This window comes from Achromobacter sp. PD1 (assembly GCF_048541815.1).
GTDB classification, from domain to species: Bacteria; Pseudomonadota; Gammaproteobacteria; order Burkholderiales; family Burkholderiaceae_B; genus Achromobacter; species Achromobacter bronchisepticus_A.
The window spans coordinates 5,680,584-5,699,473 of sequence record NZ_CP183349.1 but is presented as its reverse complement, the minus strand read 5'-3'; the positions used below and the strand labels follow the sequence as shown (position 1 = coordinate 5,699,473).

The window sequence follows — 18,890 nt, the reverse complement described above, 5'->3', positions numbered from 1 at the left end:
CGAGAACCCTGTGGAAATCCACACGATCGGTCTAAAATCCGCACACGTTTCGATCCGTGCCTGCACAAGCGGCAGGTCCCTCGCACGTAACATCCCACGCCATTGCAGCCCGCCATCGGTCAGACTTCCGCTTCCGCGCCGCCAAGTTCGTCCTATGCCGCCCGCATCCATCAGGTGCAGGTCGACGCATTGCGCCGAAGCTTTCCGTTCGCCCTGGCCGGGTCGCTGATCAGCGCCTGTTTTTCCGCATTCGCCTTGGTCGGCGTGCTGCCCCAGCACGAGATCCTGCTATGGCTGGGCGCCACGCTGATGGTGGGCGCGCTGCGCTGGGCCGCAGTGGTGGCCTACGACCGCCATCACACCGATCCGTCGGCGGCGCAGCGCTGGGTGCGCCGGATGCTGGCCGGCAACCTGTGTTCGGGCATTCTGTGGGGCTTACCGTTCGCCTATTGGACCTTTTTCGTCCCGCTGGAGTACCAGCTGTTCTTCATCGTCATCCTGTTCGGACTGGGCACCGGCGCCATCTATTCGAACTACATGATGCTGCCGGTGATGTACGCGTTCGAGGTGCCGGCCTTCGCACCGATGTTCATCGCGCTGGCGGCGCAGCCTTCCGCCATCCATCTGGCGCTGGTGACGGGCGGTCTCGCATATCTGATCGCGACCCTGGCCTTCATCCATCGCATGAACCGCACCCACCTGGACGCCTTGCGGCTGGGTTATGAGAACCTGGCGCTGCTGGAACAGGTGCGCCAGGAGAAGATAGCCGCCGAACGCAGCGACCTGGAGAAGTCCCGCTTTCTGGCGGCGGCCAGCCACGACCTGCGCCAGCCCGTGCACGCGGTGAACCTGTTCCTGGGCCTGCTGGCCAACGAGCCCTTGTCCCGGCACGGACGCTATCTGGTCGATAACATCACCAGCGCGCTGTCGGCGATGGGCCATCTGTTCGACGCCTTGCTGAACCTGTCGCGGCTGGACGCCGGCGTCATCGAGCCTCGCTTCGAGACGTTCAGGATGCAGCCGCTGCTGGACCAGCTGAAGGCCGAGTACGCGCCGCAGGCGGGAGAGAAGGGGATACGGCTGCGGGTGCGCGCGTGCGCGGCCAGCGTGCGTTCGGATCCCGTGCTGCTGGAGCGCATGCTGCGCAACCTGATCAGCAATGCCATCGTGCACTCCGACGGCGGCCGCGTCCTGGTGGGCTGCCGCAGGCGCGGAAGCCGATTGCGCATCGAGGTCTGGGACAACGGCCCGGGGATCCCGAAGGCCGAGCAGGAGCGCGTCTTCTGGGAGTTCCATCAACTGGCCAATCCCGAGCGCGACCGCAGCAAGGGCCTGGGGTTGGGCCTGGCCATCGTGCGCCGCACCGCCAGGCTGCTGGCCCACGAACTGGCGCTGCGCTCGGAAGAAGGCCGCAGCACGGTTTTCACGGTCACGGCGCCGCTGTCGGATCCGGCCGCGGCAGGCCTTTCGATCACGGATGCCAATGTAGGACTGCCCCGGGCGCCTGCAAGCGAAGACAGCCTGCGCGGCAAGCTGGCGTTGCTGGTGGACGACGACGCGCAGAACCTGGCGGGCCTGTCCATGCTGTTCGAAAGCTGGGGCTGCCGCGTCATCGCCGCGACCAGCGGCAATGCACTGTTCGAGCGCGTGCTGCCGCTGGCCGAGACGCCTGCCCTGATCGTCACCGATTACCGGCTGCGCGAACACGAGACCGGCATCCACGTGATCGAAAGGCTGCGCGAGGAATACAACGATCCCGATCTGCCTGCCTTGCTGGTCAGCGGCGACACCGATCCGGCGCGCCTGACGGAAGCCGCCGAGCGCGGCGTGCCGCTCTTGCACAAGCCCGTGCAAGTCCAGGCCCTGCGCGAGCACGTGACGGGCCTGCTGCATGCCAGAGCGGCTGCGTCCCTTACCGGAGATGCCGAATGACGGCAGTGTTATTGGTTGACGACCACGCCATGTTCCGCGAAGCGCTGGTGATGGCGCTGGGCCAGGGCGTGCCCGGCTTGACGATCCATCCCGCGGCCAGCGGCCAGGAAGCGCTGGAGGTGTTGGACCGGCATACCGCGATCCAGCACGTCATCATGGATTTCTATCTGCCCGACATGGCCGGGGCCGACCTGCTCAAACGCTTGCGTCAGCGCCGATCGCAGCTGCGCATTCTGGTGCTGTCGGCCTCGCAAGATCCCGATGACATGCGCCGGGCGCTGGACGCTGGCGCGCAGGGCTTCCTGAACAAGTCCGCCAGCTGCCAGGAGTTGGCCGCCGCGCTGGAAGCGGTCAGCGAGGCGGCGCCACCGCAGCGCAGCGCGTTGTCCGCAGGTGACCAGGACGAAGCGGCCTTGCTGCGCGCGCTGACGCCGCGCCAGGTCGAGGTGCTGTGCCTGATGTGCGACGGGCTGCGCAACAAGGAAATCTCGGAACGGCTGAACATGACCGAGAAGACCGTCAAGACGCACGTGTCGGCCATCCTGGGCACGCTGGGCGTGCTCAATCGTACGCAGGCGACGCTAGTGGCGCGGCGCGGCGGCGTGTTCGGGAAGCCTGTCTAGGCGGCTGTCCGCTGTCGCTGGCGACCTTGCCGGCCACGAGCGAGATCTCGCGTCCGGCCGCCGCGATCGTGTCGGGCCGGTGCGCCACGATCACCCGCGTCATGTCGAGCCTGGCGATGGCCGTGTTGACGATCCGTTCGCGTTCAAGGTCCAGGTGGCTGGTGGCCTCGTCCAGGAACAGGATGGCGGGCTGCTTGTACAGCGCCCGCGCCAGCAGCACCCGCTGCTTCTGGCCGCCCGACAGCACCGTGCCCATGTCTCCCACCAGCGTGTTGTAGCCCATGGGCATGGCGCTGATGTCGTCGTGGATCGCGGCGATTGCGGCGCAGCGGCTGGCGCGGTCAGGGTCGTATTGCGGATCGAAGAAGCTGATGTTCTCGCCAATGGATCCGGCGAAGAGGACGTCGTCCTGCAATACCGTGCCCGCGATGCGGCGCAGGGCGGCCGCGCCCGCGCCTCGCGCCGGCACGCCGTCTATCAGCACTTCACCGTCGGTCGGCGTCAGGACGCCCAGCAGGATGTTGATCAAAGTGGTCTTGCCGCCGCCGGAAGGCCCGGTGATCGCGACCGACTCGCCAGGCTCGATCCTGAAGCTGATGTCGTCCAGCACATACGGTTCCTGCGGCCCGTACCGGAAGCGCAGATTGCGGACTTCGATGACGGGCGAGCGCGGGTGCTCATCCTGCACTGGCAACCTTTCGTCGACCGGCTCGGGTGTTTCGCGCACGATGTCGGCCAGGCGTTCGCCCTGCAACCGCAGCATCTTCACCTCCACCAGCTTGTCCAGCAGCGCCGCCACGCGCTGGTCGAACAAGGTCTTGTAGACGATGAAGGCGAGCAGGGCGCCCACGGTGAACTGGCCGTCCAGCACCAGTCTTGCGCCCAGCCACAGTATCGCGATGGAGGACAGGCCGAACAGCAAGCCGTTGAACGTGCGGAAGAACAACGTCCATTTCTGCACGCGCAGGTCGGCGTTGATCTCGTTGACCAACAGCGACAGCCAGCGGGAGCGCCGGTCGTCCTGATGCTGGAACAGTTTGATCGCCTTGACGCCCCGCACGGTTTCCAGGAAATGCGATTGCTCCTTGGCGGCGTGCACGATGTGCTCTTCGGTGGCGTAATGCAGCGGCGCATAGCCGGACCAGCGGGCCAGTCCGTACAAGGCCATGGCGCCCACCGCGATCCATGCCAGGGGCGGGCTGTACAGGAACATCAGCACCAGCGTGATCAGCATGACCAGGCCGTCCAGCAACGCCTCCAGGAAGGACGTCGTCACGGTGCGCTGTATGGCGTCGATGGCGCCGAAGCGCGACACCACGTCGCCCAGGTGCCGCTTCTCGAAGTAAGCCACCGGCAGGCGCAGCAGATGCGTGAAGACGTTGGTGCGCCATTGCAGGTTCAGCGTGGTGCCCATGACCATCAGCATCCAGCTGCGCGCCACCGAAGTCAGCTGCTTCATGATCATCAGCAACCCGAAGGCCAGCGCCAGCGTGGTCAGCAGATCCCGATCCCCGGTGTTCAGCACATGGTCCACCACCCATTGCAGGAAGAACGGCTGGACCACGGTGAGGATTTCCAGCGCCAGCGCCAGCAGCAGCACCTGCGAGAACGCGCCGCCCAGGCCGGAAACCCTGCCGGTCAGCTCGCGCAGCCGCACGCGCTTGTGATCCCGGGCCTCCTGGAAGTCGGGCGTGGGCCAGAGTTCCAGCGCGACTCCCGTGAACGATGCGGACAGTTCGCCGATGGAGCATTTGCGCGTGCCGCTGGCGGGATCGATCAGCGTGGCCGAGCGGCCGTTGATGGCCGTCAGCACCACGAAGTGATTGAACTCCCAATGCAGGATGCAGGGCAGCTTCAGCTTGCCCAAGGCGCCCAGGCTGACCTTGACCGGCCGCGACGCCAATCCCAGCTGGCTGGCGACGTGGATCAGGGTGGCCAGCGTCGCGCCCTTGAGCGATACGGGAAAGCGGCCGCGCAGGGTGGCCAGGCTTTGCTCATGGCCGTGATAGCCCGCGATCATGCCCACGCAGGCCAGGCCGCATTCGGCGGCCTCGGTCTGCAGCAGTCTGGGCACGCGCCGTTTGACTCCCAGCGTCAGGCGTTCGAGCATGTTCATAGTTTCCCCGACAGCCGCTGGGCGGGATCGAACGCCCATTGGTACAGGCGGCGCGTCTGCTGCAGGATGTCCGCTTCCAGCCGCATGCCGGGCCGCAGCGCCAGCGCCTCTCCGTGGGGGCCGCGCGCAGGGGTATCCAGCGACACCGTGATCCGGTACAGATCCTCCTGCACATCGCCATTCGCGGCGGCTTCATTCAATTGCCATTCGGGCAAGGCCGTGCGCGTCACGGTCTGGACCACGCCGGACTGCTGTCCGAAGGTCTGATACGGGTAGGCCGCGAAACGCATGAGCACCTGGTCGCCGGGCGCGACGAAGCCGACGGCGCGGCTGGGCGCCAGCAGTTCGGCCTGCAGGCGGGCGCCGTCGGGGACGATGGTGGCCAGCGGCCGCTTGGCGTCCACGGCCTGGCCCGCCGCGGCGGTGACGGCGGTCGCGACGCCCGCCTGGGGGGCGGAGATGACGACGCGGCGCCTGGCTTCGCTGCGGCTGAGGTCCACGGCAATGTCGGCCATGTCCCGGTCCAGCTGCGCCAGCTGGTTCTGTTGCCGCAACGACAGGTCCGCCAGCGCGGCCTGGCGGTTGGACAGGTCCATGGCCAGCCCGATGCGGTCGCGCAGCAGCGCCTGCAGCTGATTGCGCTGTTCCAGCAGTTCGGCGCGCTTCTGGTCGGCTTCCTCGGCGGACAGATAGCCTTTTTCCATCAGGCCGTGATAGCGGCGCGCGCTGTCTTCGGCCAATTTGATGCGGGCGCGCTGCCCCTCGATCTGGCCGTCCATGGCGGCCAGCTGGGCCTTCAGGCTGGCGATTGCCGTGGCCTGGTTGTCGTGTTCGCCCTGCTGCAGCAATAGCGTCTTCTGGCGCGCCAGCCGCAGGCTTTCTTCGCGCTGCCGGATCTGGCCGCTGATCGCCTCCTGGGTTTCGCCCAGGGCGCTTTGCTGATCGCCCGACACTACGTAGAGCACCTCGCCAGCGGCGACATGCTGGCCTTCCTGGACCCGGCGTTCAAGCACGATGCCGGCCTGCGGCACGTAAAGCTTGATGAGCCCGGTGTCCGGCGCCAGCTGGCCGCTCACGGTCGCGCGTTTGGTGTACGAGCCAAAGGCAAGAAAGAGACAGACGGCCAGCACGAAACCCGCCAGCACGGCGGTGACCAGTGCGAACGACACCGGCCGGATCAGGACGATATCGCCCAGCCCGACGGAGCGTTGTGCGGCAAGCGCCTGTTTGCGATAGAGCGTCACGGCGTTGGAGGCAGCCCAGGAAAGCGTGGTGAGCAAAAGCCGGCCGGCATGGTGGAAAAAAACCGCGGCGAACGCGCCGCCGCGCCATGAAATCGGATGTCAGCCGGGGCATCCGTCCGATGCGGCCGGGATTCCGACTGACTACTTCGGCATGTAAACCGTCTTGCCGGCGGGGAAGCTGCCTTTCTGGGGGGCAAAGGTGATGGTGTTACGGTTCGGTCCCCAGCCGCCGCTGACCGCCTGGGTTTCTTCGGCGCTCAAGGGTCTGATCTGTTGTTCCGCGTCGCGCTGCGGATCGGGTTGTTCAGTTTTTTCCATCTCTATCTCCTGCTGCGTGCTGACGAAGGAAGCCGCGCCAGCGTCGGCCGAGCATCGTCCGAAACGAGGCGCCCGTCGCGATGCGCTGCAAACGGGAAGCCAAGCTCCCAAACACTGGCATGCTCGGGGCGGACAGTAGCAGCGCACCAGTGCAGGCGCATCGGTCTTTAGTCGTAGGGACGGAAATCCGGCGATCTGACCGGAACGGTTTCGCGCCGGCCGGGATGGGAGACGGATCGCCTGCGTGCCTACGACCAAAGACCGATTCGGCGCTGCGGCTCCACTGCTACTGTCCGCGTCGGGCCGTTCGACGGCCGGCGCGTCGGTGTTCCGGTCCTTCGGGCCAGGAGGCCAGCGCGGTCCGTCCGCTGAGGCTTGGCCGACGCTGGCGCGGCTTCTTTCGTCAGCACAGCAGGAGCAGGACATGAAGAAAACGGAGCAAACGAACCGGCAGCAGACTGCCGGGGATCAGATCCGCCCCTTGAGCGCCGAGGAAATCCAGGCGGTCAGCGGCGGCGCAAATGGCAAGAAACCGGGGGTTCCCGGGCCGCAAGGCGGGCGCGTGAATGCCACGTCCGTGACCAAGGCGAGCTTCTATCGTTGAACGCGGGATCAGGCGGCATGGTTCCCAGCCATGCCGCCATGAGGCCATAATCCAGAGACAACGGGACGGTCGAAGCCGAAGCCCCAGGCACGGAATTTGCTGCTCAGCCTACTCCGCACAGCCCTGGCGGCATGTTTGGGCCCGCAGGCGAGGCCGCGCGCCCATCTTCTGGGAGAATGCTCATGGCCACGCGAACCATCTGGAAAGGCGCGATCACCTTCGGCCTGGTCCACATCCCCGTGGGCCTGCATACCGCCACGACGGAATCGGGCGTGGATTTCGACTGGCTGGACCGCCGGTCGATGGACCCGGTCGGCTACAAGCGCATCAACAAGCGCACGGGCAAGGAGATCGAATCCAAGGACATCGTCAAAGGGGTCGAGTACGAGGACGGCCAGTACGTCATCATCTCGCCCGATGAAATCGCGGCAGCCTATCCGCGCACCACCCAGACCATCGAAATCCAGCAATTCGTGGAGGCGTCCGAAGTCTCGTTCGTGTATCTGGAACGTCCCTATTACGTTGCTCCGATCAACAAGGGGCAAAAGGTCTACGCGCTGCTGCGCGACACGCTGGTGAAAAGCGGCAAGATCGGCATTGCCAAGGTCGTGATCCAGACCAAGCAGCATCTGGCGGCCTTGATTCCGATGGGAGACGCGCTGGTCCTGAACCTGATGCGCTGGGGCGACGACGTGAAGTCCGTGGAGGACCTGGATCTGCCCAAGGCCGGTGCCAAGAGCATGTCGCCCAGCGCGGCCGAATTGAAGATGGCCAAGATGCTCGTGGACGAGATGTCGGCGCAGTGGAACCCGGCCGATTACCAGGACGAATTCAAGGCGGCCATCATGGGGCTGGTGGAAAAGAAGGTAAAGGCGGGCAAGACGGAAACCGTGGTCGAGCCGCAGGAGGAAGCGCCGGCGTATGCGGATAACGTGATCGATCTGACCGAGCTGCTGCAGCGCAGCCTGCGCGGCGGGGCGTCCAAGGGGCGTGCCAAAGCCGATGCCAGGCCCGCGAAGAAAGCCGCGCCGCGCAGCGCCGCCGTGAAGAAGGCGCCCGCGAAGAAGGCGGCCAAGAGCGCCAGGCAGGCGAAAAAGGCGGCCTAGCGATGGCAGACAGCCTGAAGAAATATCGCGAGAAGCGCAATTTCGCCGTCACGCCCGAACCTGCGGACGGCGGCGATTCTGGCGGTGAAGGCCTGGCATTCGTGATTCAAAAACACTGGGCCAGCCACCTGCACTATGACTTCCGCCTGGAACTGGACGGCGCGATGAAAAGCTGGGCAGTGCCGAAGGGGCCGTCGTTCGATCCTTCCATCAAACGCATGGCGGTGCAGGTCGAAGACCATCCCATCGCATACAACCAGTTCGAAGGCACCATCCCCGAGGGACAGTATGGCGCCGGCAAGGTGATCATCTGGGACGAGGGGCGCTGGACTCCGATCGGCGATCCCCGGAAGGCATACAAGGCTGGCCATCTGAAGTTCACGCTCGAAGGCGTGAAGATGCGCGGGCGCTGGGCGCTGATCCGCATGAAGGGCAAAGAGGGCGAGCGCCAGCCGCCCTGGCTGCTGATCAAGGAAAGCGACGAGTACGCGCGGCCTGAGCGGGATTTCAGCGTGGTGGACGAGCTACCGGACAGCGTGGTGCCGTTGCGCAAGAAGAAGGCGGCGACTGCGCGCAGCGAACCGCCAATCCGCGCCGCGAAGGCGGCAGCAGCCGTGGCAGCGTTACCGGGCAAGGCCGCCGCCCTGCCCGCATCGCTCAAACCTCAGCTGGCCACCCTGGTCGAGGGCGTGCCGCGGGGCGCGGATGACTGGTCCTACGAAATGAAGTTCGACGGCTACCGGATCCTGGCCAGGCTGGACGACGGCAGCGTGAAGCTGTACACGCGCAACGGCCACGACTGGACGGCCAGGATGCCGCGCCTGGCCCAGGAACTGGCGGCGCTGCAGATCGCCAATGCCTGGATCGACGGCGAGATCGTGGTGCTGACGCGCGAAGGCGTACCCAGCTTTCAGGCCTTGCAGAACGCCTTCGATGCCGCCAGTACGGCGGACATCGTCTTCTATGCCTTTGACCTGCCTTACGTCACGGGGCGCGATCTGCGCGACGAGCCGCTCAGGCTGCGGCGGGATCTGCTGCGGCGGATCATCGCCACGAGCCAGGACAAGCACGTGAAGTTCAGCGAGGCCTTCGACAAGCCGGCGGCAGACCTGGTCGCTTCGGCCTGCAAGCTGGGCCTGGAGGGCATCATCGGCAAGCGGCTGTCCGCGCCCTACGTGTCGCGCCGCACGGACGACTGGATCAAAATCAAGTGCACCAGACGCCAGGAGTTCGTCATCGTGGGTTACACCGAGCCCAAGGGCAGCCGCAAGGGCTTCGGCGCGCTGCTGCTGGCGGTGCATGAGCCGGATGGCGGGCTGCGCTACGCCGGCAACGTGGGCACAGGGTTCGACGACAAGACGCTGCAGGACCTGCATCGTAAGCTGGCCGGCATCGAACAAAAAGCCAGCGCGTTGACCCAAGGCAAGCCGCGCGCCCTCAAGCAGGTCCACTGGGTCCAGCCTACGCTGGTAGGTGAGATTTCGTTCGGAGAATGGACTGGCGACGGCCATGTACGCCATTCGACCTTCCGCGGGCTGCGGACTGACAAACCACCCAAGAAGATCACGCGCGAGGTTGCCATGCCGGCTGAAAAGATATCCACCCGCAACCGCCCCGCCAAAGCCATAAAAGCGGGCGCTGAAACGTCTGCGAAGGGGATGAAGCTGTCCAATCCCGATCGCGTCATCGATCCCTCTTCAGGCGCGACCAAGCTCGACCTGGCGCGCTACTACGCGCTGGTGGCGCCGCTGATGATGCCGCACCTGCGCGGCCGCCCGGTTTCATTCGTCAGGGCGCCCGCGGGGATCGAGGGCGAGCATTTCTTCCAGCGGCATTCGGAGTCTTCCATCCCGGGGGTGCTTGCGCTGCCTGAACGCCTGTACCCGGGGCATCCGCCGCTCATGGAAATATCGAACGTAGCGGCGATACTCGCCGCCGCCCAGCTGAACGTCGTGGAGTTCCATACGTGGAATGCGCTCAAGACCGCGATCGGCAAGCCGGACCGGATGGTGTTCGACCTGGACCCAGGAGCAGGGGTGGATTGGCCTGCGGTGCAGCAGGGCGCGGAACTGGTGCGCGTGCTGCTGCAGGAGTTAGGCCTGCGCGGCTGGCTGAAGACCAGCGGCGGCAAGGGCCTGCATGTGGTCGTGCCGATCCGCAAGCAATACGGCTGGGACGCCGTGAAGGACTTTTCCGAAGCCATGGTGCGCCATCTGGCGCAAACACTGCCGAAGCTGTTCGTCGCCAAGAGCGGTCCCAAGAACCGTGTGGGCAAGATTTTCGCCGATTACCTGCGCAACGGCTTCGGCGCCACGACGGTGGCGGCCTGGTCGGCCCGCGCCCGGCCCGGCCTGGGCGTGTCCGTACCCGTCCGCTGGGACGAACTGGCGGGGCTGAAAGGGTCGGCGCAATGGACCATCGCCAACATCCACACCCGCCTGGATGCGGGCAACGAGCCTTGGGACGATTACGCGCCCCAGGCCATCGGCCGGGCCATGAAGCAGCTCGGGGTCGAGCCGCGATCCTGATGCCCGGCATGGCCGTCAGCGCGCGTTGACGATTGTTGCCGTCGCGGCAACATCATGGTCCCCTCCGCGGATCTACTGCCGCTCTGCGGGCAGACCTACGATTTGGGCGTCGTTCAACCCATCGAGGAAGTCACCATGAGTCAACGCCTGAATGCCTTTGCGCAATCGCCCGAACTGTTCAAGAAATTCGTCGAATTCGGCATGCTGCTGAAGTCCGGCGCGATCGAGCAGCCGATCCTGCGCTTGGTCGAAATCCGCGCCTCGCAGATCAACGGCTGCGGCTTCTGCCTGGACATGCATGTGAAGGATGCCAAGATCCACGGCGAGGGCGAGCTGCGCCTGCACCACGTGGCGATCTGGCGCGAATCCGGCGAATTCTCGCCGCGCGAGCGCGCCTGCCTGGCCTGGACCGAAGCGCTGACCACGCTGGGCGCGCAGGGCGTGCCCGACGAGATCTATGAACGCGTCCGCACGCAGTTGTCCGAAAAGGAAATCTCGGACCTTAGCTTCGCGATCATGGCGATCAATGGCTGGAACCGCCTGAACGTGGGTTTCCGCACCGTGCCGGGTTCGGCCGACAAGGCTTATGGCCTGGATAAAGCCAAGTTCAACTGAGGAACCATCATGAAAATCCTGGTTATCGGCGGCACGGGCCTGATCGGCTCCAAACTGGTCAAACTGCTGCTTGAGCGCGGTCATGAGGCAATTGCCGCGTCCCCCGCTACCGGCGTCAACACGCTGACCGGCGAGGGCCTGGATGCCGCGCTCGCCGGCGTCGACACGGTGGTCGACGTCGCCAACTCGCCGTCGTTCGAAGACCGCGCCGTGCTGGAATTCTTCCAGACCTCGGGGCGCAACCTGCTGGCGGCGGAGGCCCGCGCCGGCGTGCGCCACCACGTCGCGTTGTCGGTGGTCGGCACGCAGCGCCTGGCCGAAAGCGGCTACTTCCGCGGCAAGATCGCGCAGGAGGCGCTGATCGTGGCTGCCGGCATCCCGTACACCATCGTGCACAGCACCCAGTTCTTCGAATTCCTGGGCGGTATCGTGCAGTCGGGTACCGAAGGGACGGAGGTGCGGCTGTCGCCGGCCTACGTCCAGCCCATAGCGTCGGACGACGTGGCCCTGGCCATGGCCGATGCCACGCTGGCGCCGCCAGTGAACGGCATCGTGGAAATCGCCGGCCCCGAGCGGGTGCGACTGGCCGAGCTGGCGCAGCGCTACATGGCCAAGATCGGCGACGCGCGCACCGTGCGGGCGGACGCCGGCGCGCGCTACTTCGGCGCGCAGCTCCACGACGACACGCTGGTTCCGGGAGCCGGCCCACGGCTGGGCAAGATCGGCTTCGAAACCTGGTTCAGCCGTTCGGGCGCAAGAAAGTAGCGGCGGGCACAAGGACCTTCATGAGCAAACCGCGGCCTCCTTCCCAGCGTCTCCTGGACAAGTACCGGGGGAAGGATTTCCATGCCCTGTACACCACCAGCGTGACGGTGCGCGGCGGGGAGGCTGCGGATGGACGGGCCTCCGGCATGGCCATTTCGGACGACGGCGAGTTGGTGGTGGAACTGCGCCTGCCGGTGGAGCTGGGCGGCACGGGCGGGGGCACCAACCCCGAACAGCTATTCGCCGCCGGCTTTGCGGCGTGCTTCCATGGCGCGCTCGGCATGCTGGCCGAACGTGCCGGTCTGGCCATCCCGGACGCTGCCGTGACGGCCACCATCTCGTTCGGCCGGGACCCCGTCGACGGCTTTTTCGCGCTGACGGCGGACGTCAACATCCACCTTCCAGGCGTGCCTGCGCCGGTCGCCGAAGAACTGGTGCGCAATACGGAACGCCTGTGTCCGTACGCCAAGATGGCCCAGGGCGGGATCCAGAGCGTGGTGGCCCTGACCCAATAGCGCTCAGGCCTGTTTCGACAGCAGGCTGTCGATGATCAGCAGATCCTGCGCGCGGATGCCTTCGGTCATGAAGTCGATGAAGACACGCATGCGCGCCGGCAGGTGCTGGCGGCTCAGAAAGCATAAGTAGTGTCCGCGGTCGTCGGGCGAGTACTGCGGCATGCAGGCGACCAGCGTGCCTGCGCGCAGATGCTCGCAGACCTGATAGGCCGCCATCTGCGCGATGCCATGGCCGTCCAGCACCGCCTGCAAGACCAGATCGGCATCGTTGAAGGTCAGCATGGCGGGCGGCGCGAACTTGCGCAGATGGCCGCCGACCTTGAACTCCCATTCGAATACGCGGCCCGACGCCAGCAGGAAATTCACGCAGCTATGGCTGGATAGCTCGTCGACGCTGAGCGGCAGTCCATGCCTGGCGGCATAGTCCGGCGAGGCGCACAGCATCATCTGCATGGGAATCACTTTCTTGGCGATCACCTGGCTGTCTTCCATGCGGCCGTTGCGAAACGACACGTCGACGCGGTCCGTGGTGAAGTCGGTCGGGCCGTCATCCAGCAGCAGCTCCACCGAGATATTCGGATGCGCTTGGCGGAACGCCTTCAGCAGGGGCGCCACGATCTTGCGGCCAAACCCCACGGTGGAACAGACGCGCACCAGGCCGGAAGGCGGACCCTCGCGCAGGTCGCGCATATTGTCCAGGGCCTGGATGATCCGTTCCACGCCGGGATGGCATTGTTCGTAAAAGCGCTGCCCCTCGGCGGTAAGCGAGGTGCTGCGCGTGGTGCGCACGAAGAGCCGCACGCCCAGCTGGTCTTCGAGCTTCTGCACGCTGCGGCTGACTGCCGAACGGCCTATGCCCAGCCGGTCGCCGGCCTTGGCGAAGTTGCCCTCGGCCGCGACGGCCAGGAAGGCCATGACGCCGGCATAGCTGGTGGCGAAGCTGTCGGCCAGGGAGTCCGGGCCGTTCGCGGGAGAGGTAACCGGGGAGGCGGGGAGAGGGGTAGGCATGGTGGCAGCGCCGCAAGTTGGTTGATCCTACCCCCTAAGACGTGGGGCAGGCCGGTTTTGTGACGCTGCCGCGGAAAAAAAATAGGCCAACCTCGGGCGAGCGGCGCCCGGGGCTGGCCAGGATGGCATAAGTGCGTGTCCCCTATTGAACGGGGATCAGGGCGGGAGCGCCCTTTTTCTTGATCAGCACGACCACGAACTTGGCCGGCTGGGTCTGGCTGGCATTGCGGCCCACGGTGTGTATGTCGTCCGGCCCTTCGTAGAAGGTCTGGCCCGGGGTCAGCGTCACTTCCTTGCCGCCTTTGACCTGCATGACGATGCTGCCCTCCAGTACATAGACGAAGGCCGAGGCGTCATGGCGGTGCAGGGGGTCGGCCGCCCCGGGCGGATAGTCGACGACGAGCATCACGGCATCGCGGCCGGGGATGTCCGGCAGGTCTTTGCTCATTACTTCGGTGACGATGGGATCCGCCGGCTTGCCGGCGGACGCCGCGTGGTGCGATGCGGCATGGGCGGGCTGGCCCAGCAGCGTGCCGGCGGCGATGAAAGACAACGCGAGTTTGGTGAGTTTCGGCATGGCCTGTCCTGAGTGGATGGGTGACAGGTCCATCGTAGAAGCGCGGGCGGCGCGGCGGTAGGTCCGTGCAAGGGATCACCATGTTGCCCCTCATGCACCAACGCCGGCGCGGGCGGCCTCAGCGTTGCGCCAGCGCGGCCGCGATGCGGGCCAGCTTGTCCGGATTGCGCTGCACCAGAATCCGGGTCAGGCGCTTGCCGTCCGTCTCGTAGGACTGCACGGATTCAAGCTCGCCATCGATAAAGCGCAGCAGCGTCCATTGTCCGTTCACCTGGACCACTTCGGTGCGCAGCGCCTCGCGGTAGCGGCGCTTGCCGGCGTAGAACAGCTGCGCCAGCCGCTTGCCGCCCACCAGGCTGGCAAAGGCGGTGGCCTTGCCGCCGCCGTCGCCGATGAGTTCGGCGTCGTCGCTCAGCAGCGCATGCAGGCCGTGGAAGTCGCTGCGGTCCATCGCGTCGGCAAAGGTCAGCAGCAGCCGATGCAGCGTCGCGCGCGGCACGGCCTCGCGCGGGGTGCCTTGGCGCAATTGCTGCTTGGCGCGCCGCACCAGCTGGCGGACCGCGGCCTGGGTCTTGTCCAGGGTCTGCGCGATGTCCTCGTAATCGGCGTCGAACACCTCGCGCATCAGGAAGGCCGCGCGGGCGTCCGGCGACAGGCGCTCCAGCATGAACAGAAACGCCACTGACACATCGTCGGCGAGTTCATGGATCTGTTCGGGCGTGGAGGGCGCGGCCATCAGCATTGGTTCCGGCAGCCAGACGCCCACATAGTTTTCCCGTTCGGCACGGGCGGCGCGCAGGCGGTCGATCGCCAGACGGGTGGTGACGGTGACGAGCCAGGCTTCGGGGTTCTCCAGCGTGGCACGGTCGGCGCCATGCCAGCGCAGCCACGCATCCTGCACCACGTCTTCCGCCTCGGCCACCGAACCCAGCATGCGATAGGCGATCGCGTGGAGGCGCGGGCGATGGCGGTCGAACAAAGTCACGGAGCCGGTCATGGAATGGGCCAACGCTTGGAGGGAAGGATGGGAGGCAGGGCATTTTGCCGTAGCGGCGCGGGCAGAACAAGAGTAAGGAACCGCCGCGAATTGGTGCGGATCGCACAACAGCATGCTTCCCCGCACACGCCTACCGCGCCTGAAGCGCCAGACCTACGATCCTCCCAACTTCGCCACGCGCAGAAGCCTCCGCGCCGCCACCTTGGTGGCGCACCTTCCTGGAGATACCGCCATGTTTGCCATTGAAAACACCGAATCCATCGACCTGGTTCCGTCGCGCTACGCGCTGCAGATCGGCGACATCGACGCGCTGGTCGTCAGCGACGGCGTGCTGCCGCTGCCGACCTCGACGATGGCCACCAATGCCGATCCCGCCGATCTCGCGGCCTGGCTGGAACACATGTTCATGCCGCCCGACGCGTTCGACTGGCCGTTGAACGTGATGGTGGCGCGCAGCGGCGATCAGACCATACTCATTGATGCGGGACTGGGCGGGCAGTTCGCGGGCTTTCCGCGCGCCGGGCTGTTTCCCCAGCGGCTCGAGTCCGCCGGCATCGCGCTGGAATCCGTGACCGACGTGATCATCACGCACATGCACATGGACCACGTGGGTGGGCTGCTCGTACCCGGCGTCAAGGAACGCTTGCGTGCGGATGTGCGCATCCACGTGTCCGCGACCGAGGTGGCGTTCTGGACTTCGCCGGATTTCTCGCACACCGTCATGCCCAAGCCGGTGCCTGCGGTGCTGAAGTCGACCGCCACCAGCTTCTACAACGAATACCGCGACCGTCTGCGGCTCTTCGAAGACCGGCATGAGGTGGCGCCGGGCGTCATCGTGCGCATGACAGGCGGCCATACGCCCGGACACAGCGTGGTCGATCTGGTCTCGGGCGGCGAACGGCTGACCTTCGCTGGCGACGCCATGTTCCCGGTGGCATTCGACCATCCCGAATGGCACAACGGCTTCGAGCACGACCCCGAGGAATCGGCCCGCGTCCGTCTCGGTCTGTTCCAGGAGTTGGCGCAGAACCGTGGGTTGCTGGTCGCCGCCCACTTGCCGTTTCCGTCCCTCGGGCGAGTCGCGGTTGACGGCGACGCGTTCCGCTGGGTGCCGGTCATCTGGGATTTTTGAGTGCGCTGAGACGCCCATTCTGCAAAGGCTGGGCGTCGGCGACGCGCATTGGCCCGCGGCCGGTCAACGGCCGGGGCCGGTTTGGATACGTTTGATTAACTCTGCGCGTGACGAATTTCGAATTCAGGCAATGATTGTTTATTGCTGATTATTGGAAATTTGGACAGCGACTCTTGCGTTGATTTGTCCGGACGAGGTGTCCGCATAAATCCATAAATGCTTGATAAAGCGAGACATGAATCCGGGATCAGGATGCCGATGACGGCGAAATTTGTTGCAGTGAAACATGCGGAATGCTGCAGCCGTCGAGTTTCATGGTTGCATGCCGATTGACGCAGTCTCACAAGGGCGGGATACGAGAAAAAACACGAAGTTTTGATAGGGGTATTTCGTGTTTAAAGTCCGGAAATTTAGTTAAAATCAATCGCTTGGGATTATGAGCGGGAGCGTCGTCTCCCGCTTTGCATTTAGGCCCGTCGGCGTATACCAACGTCTGCGGGCCATGAGAAAAACGGGTTAACGGTCCTTGTTTTTCTTCCAAAGTCGGCCGTCGTTCGCCAATCCGGCGAGTGTATTGGTGCGTCGCAGCAGGGGAGCCCAGCCCCTTCGGATTCTGATAACCCATCCCGATACTGACCGGGACTGTTCCGCCGCTGGCCGGTGGGACAGGGGTGTATCTCAGGCTTAGGATATCCACGCATGAATCTCCGGTTTCTGGAAACGTTTGTCCGAGCCGCCAGGCTCAAGAAAATGACTTTGGCCGCGGAAGAACTCCACGCGTCCCAGGCGGCTATTTCCGCCCGCATTGCGGCCTTCGAGGAAGAACTGGGCGTAAGGGTCTTTGTGCGGGAGAAGGGCAAGCAACTGAGCTTGACGCCGATAGGCGCAGAAATGCTTGGCCCTGCGGAAGAACTGCTGGCACATGCGAGAGCCTTCACCAGCCGGTTCGCGACCACGGACGTAAGGCTTACCCAGATCAGCATCGGCATGAGCGGGACCGTTGCGGAAGCGATACTCGAGCCCATGGCCGCCGCCCTCTGCAGACAATGGCCGAATGTCACCGTGCACCTGCAGTCTTTGACCAGCACGGACATACGGCAGCAATTGCGTGAGGGCACGCTCGACATCGGGCTGTTGCTGGGCAGCATCGAAGAGCCGATGGTGGTAAACCGGCAGTTGCTCGAGCTGGACTACGTCTGGGTCTGCAGCCCAAGCCTGATGCGCGGCGATGTCGAGCCGTCGGTGAGCCACTTGAAGCGGCTGCCTCTGTTGTCCTATCCGGTGGATTCGCTGTTGTACTCTGCCATCGCCAGCTATTTTTCGTCTCCTCAGATGCAAGGCTTCAAGCTGATCGTGTTGAGATCGCTGTCGGTCATGCTGCGGTTGGCCGTTGCGGGCGCGGGATACGCGGTCTTGCCGATCGAGCTCATCCGCGGGGAGCTCGATTCGGGCAAGCTTGTGCGGCTGCCATTTTCCATGCCATTTCCTAAGCAGACCTACTTTGCCGCTTATGTCGACCAGCCCTCGATTCCGCTGCGCGCAGCCATGGTCGATTGCATTTGCGAGGTCGCCAGGCTGGTCTCGGATGGCATGGCGAACGGGCCGACGCTAGCCGCCTGAGCGCAGCCGGGCTTCGGCGTGCGCTGCCTGTGCCTCAATCCTGGCCCGTTTGAGACGCCGCGATGATCTGCCGCCACGCCTCGGTATCGCGCTGTATCTTCTGCGCAAACGCGTCGGGGCCGTTACCTACCGGTTTCGCAATCTGCCTCGCAAACGTTTCCCGCAACGAGGGCTGGGCCAATGCTTGCTGCACGCTGCGAGCGACCTTGGCGGTGATCTCATGCGGCGTGTCGCGCGGCGCGCAAATACCTACCCAGCCCACGAAGCCCAAGTCGTCCAGGCCCTGTTCGGCCAAGGTCGGTACGGACGGCATCTGCGGCAGGCGTTGATCGGCGCTGACGCCCAGTCCCTTGACGCGGCCGGACTCGATGAAGGGCAGCGCTGAAATGATGCTGTCCATCATCAGGTTCACGCGTCCCGTGGCGAGATCCGCATAGGCGGGCGTGGATCCGCGGTACGGCACGTGCAGCATGTTCAGGCCATTGCGCGCGCTGATCGTCCGGCCTGCAAGATGAGGCATGGTGTTCGTGCCGCCCGAGGCGTAGCCGTATTTGCCGGGCGCCTGCTTGGCGGCCGCGATGAATTCCTGGAGATTGGTAGCGGATACGCCCGGATCGGCCACCCAGACCGTCGGCGTATCGGCAATATGGACGACCGGAGCCAGATCCTCGACGCGGTACGGCAAGCTGGGATAGAGCGCTGTTGCCACGACCAGACTGCTGGTCGAGCAGAGCAGCAGCGTGTAGCCATCGGGGTGTGCCCGGGCGACGGTCGCAGAGCCTATGGTGCCGCCCGCGCCCGGCCGGTTTTCGACGACCAGAAGCTGGCCCAGCGCCTGGCCTGCGGGGCCTGCGATCTGGCGCGCTACTGCGTCATTGCCGCCACCTGGGGGAAAAGGCACGACCAGCGTCACGGGTCTGGTCGGCCAGTCGGAGGACTCCGGCGAATGCGCCGCATGCGTCAGGGCGCAAGCCAGGGACAGGAGTCCGGCCGTGGTGGCGCGGAGCAAGGGGAGTTGGCGGATCATGCGGCTTCTTGGTGGCAAGGTGGGTAGGCGATTTGCACGTAACCCCGCATCCTGTCGGACATCCTTGCCCTAGTGAAGCTAGAAAATATTCATTCCAATCAAAGAAAATTCATGACACGGCCCAGCGGCGATCAGTCGTTGCCGCCGGGCCGGGGTCGACGCC

At 65.2% G+C, this 18,890-nt stretch carries 17 protein-coding genes; 10 read left to right on the top strand and 7 right to left on the bottom strand.

What is annotated here, in order from left to right; all coding sequences use genetic code 11:
• The first annotated feature begins 102 nt into the window (after nt 1-102).
• Nucleotides 103-1,932, top strand: a complete 1,830-nt coding sequence (locus ACM1PE_RS26800) for a hybrid sensor histidine kinase/response regulator (protein ID WP_059377375.1) — start codon at nt 103-105, stop codon at nt 1,930-1,932.
• Entirely contained in the window at nt 1,929-2,555 is a 627-nt protein-coding gene (locus ACM1PE_RS26795; RefSeq protein ID WP_059377378.1) for a response regulator transcription factor, read from the top strand. Before ACM1PE_RS26800 ends, ACM1PE_RS26795 begins: the two co-directional genes overlap by 4 nt.
• Here ACM1PE_RS26795 and ACM1PE_RS26790 read toward each other — a convergent pair.
• The 3 genes from ACM1PE_RS26790 to ACM1PE_RS26780 all read right to left on the bottom strand — a co-directional run bounded on the left by ACM1PE_RS26790 (nt 2,494) and on the right by ACM1PE_RS26780 (nt 6,233).
• A complete protein-coding gene (locus ACM1PE_RS26790) occupies nt 2,494-4,671 on the bottom strand; it encodes a peptidase domain-containing ABC transporter (RefSeq protein WP_419341514.1) in 2,178 nt (725 codons plus the stop codon). The genes ACM1PE_RS26795 and ACM1PE_RS26790 overlap by 62 nt on opposite strands.
• Nucleotides 4,668-5,951 carry an HlyD family secretion protein gene (locus tag ACM1PE_RS26785; RefSeq protein ID WP_419341513.1) on the bottom strand — a complete coding sequence of 428 codons (1,284 nt, stop codon included), beginning with the start codon at nt 5,949-5,951 and terminating at the stop codon, nt 4,668-4,670. Before ACM1PE_RS26785 ends, ACM1PE_RS26790 begins: the two co-directional genes overlap by 4 nt.
• Before the next feature lie 105 nt (nt 5,952-6,056).
• The gene (locus ACM1PE_RS26780) at nt 6,057-6,233 is read right to left on the bottom strand and encodes a hypothetical protein (protein ID WP_165867897.1); all 177 of its coding nucleotides are present in this window, start codon (nt 6,231-6,233) and stop codon (nt 6,057-6,059) included.
• A 424-nt stretch (nt 6,234-6,657) separates the two neighbouring features.
• Between ACM1PE_RS26780 and ACM1PE_RS26775 the strand changes: the two genes are divergently transcribed.
• The 6 genes from ACM1PE_RS26775 (at nt 6,658) to ACM1PE_RS26750 (ending at nt 12,366) form a co-directional block, all read left to right on the top strand.
• The gene (locus ACM1PE_RS26775; RefSeq protein WP_059377386.1) at nt 6,658-6,837 is read left to right on the top strand and encodes a hypothetical protein; all 180 of its coding nucleotides are present in this window, start codon (nt 6,658-6,660) and stop codon (nt 6,835-6,837) included.
• A gap of 182 nt (nt 6,838-7,019) precedes the next feature.
• Nucleotides 7,020-7,943, top strand: a complete 924-nt coding sequence (locus tag ACM1PE_RS26770; protein WP_059377389.1) for a Ku protein — start codon at nt 7,020-7,022, stop codon at nt 7,941-7,943.
• Between the two features lie 2 nt (nt 7,944-7,945).
• A complete protein-coding gene (gene ligD, locus ACM1PE_RS26765) occupies nt 7,946-10,471 on the top strand; it encodes a DNA ligase D (protein ID WP_419341512.1) in 2,526 nt (841 codons plus the stop codon).
• A gap of 135 nt (nt 10,472-10,606) precedes the next feature.
• On the top strand, nt 10,607-11,086 hold the full coding sequence (locus tag ACM1PE_RS26760) for a carboxymuconolactone decarboxylase family protein (RefSeq protein WP_059377655.1): 480 nt from the start codon (nt 10,607-10,609) through the stop codon (nt 11,084-11,086).
• A gap of 9 nt (nt 11,087-11,095) precedes the next feature.
• Nucleotides 11,096-11,851 (top strand): SDR family oxidoreductase, encoded by a 756-nt coding sequence (locus tag ACM1PE_RS26755; protein WP_059377393.1) that lies wholly within the window; start codon nt 11,096-11,098, stop codon nt 11,849-11,851.
• A gap of 20 nt (nt 11,852-11,871) precedes the next feature.
• Nucleotides 11,872-12,366, top strand: coding sequence for an Ohr family peroxiredoxin (locus tag ACM1PE_RS26750; protein WP_059377396.1), 495 nt, complete (start codon nt 11,872-11,874; stop codon nt 12,364-12,366).
• A 3-nt stretch (nt 12,367-12,369) separates the two neighbouring features.
• Here ACM1PE_RS26750 and ACM1PE_RS26745 read toward each other — a convergent pair whose 3' ends face one another.
• The 3 genes from ACM1PE_RS26745 to ACM1PE_RS26735 form a co-directional block, all read right to left on the bottom strand.
• Nucleotides 12,370-13,374 carry a LysR family transcriptional regulator gene (locus ACM1PE_RS26745; protein WP_118933445.1) on the bottom strand — a complete coding sequence of 335 codons (1,005 nt, stop codon included), beginning with the start codon at nt 13,372-13,374 and terminating at the stop codon, nt 12,370-12,372.
• A 142-nt stretch (nt 13,375-13,516) separates the two neighbouring features.
• Nucleotides 13,517-13,951, bottom strand: a complete 435-nt coding sequence (locus ACM1PE_RS26740) for a cupin domain-containing protein (protein WP_059377400.1) — start codon at nt 13,949-13,951, stop codon at nt 13,517-13,519.
• A gap of 118 nt (nt 13,952-14,069) precedes the next feature.
• Nucleotides 14,070-14,948, bottom strand: a complete 879-nt coding sequence (locus ACM1PE_RS26735) for an RNA polymerase sigma-70 factor (RefSeq protein WP_118933447.1) — start codon at nt 14,946-14,948, stop codon at nt 14,070-14,072.
• Nucleotides 14,949-15,180: 232 nt separating this feature from the next.
• On the opposite strand from ACM1PE_RS26735, the gene ACM1PE_RS26730 reads away from it, so the two are divergent.
• Entirely contained in the window at nt 15,181-16,080 is a 900-nt protein-coding gene (locus ACM1PE_RS26730; RefSeq protein WP_059377402.1) for an MBL fold metallo-hydrolase, read from the top strand.
• Nucleotides 16,081-16,779: 699 nt separating this feature from the next.
• A complete protein-coding gene (locus tag ACM1PE_RS26725; RefSeq protein ID WP_306635049.1) occupies nt 16,780-17,700 on the top strand; it encodes a LysR family transcriptional regulator in 921 nt (306 codons plus the stop codon).
• Nucleotides 17,701-17,734: 34 nt separating this feature from the next.
• Here the strand turns inward: ACM1PE_RS26725 and ACM1PE_RS26720 are convergent, their stop codons facing one another.
• On the bottom strand, nt 17,735-18,727 hold the full coding sequence (locus tag ACM1PE_RS26720; RefSeq protein ID WP_419341510.1) for a Bug family tripartite tricarboxylate transporter substrate binding protein: 993 nt from the start codon (nt 18,725-18,727) through the stop codon (nt 17,735-17,737).
• Nucleotides 18,728-18,890: the final 163 nt, after the last annotated feature.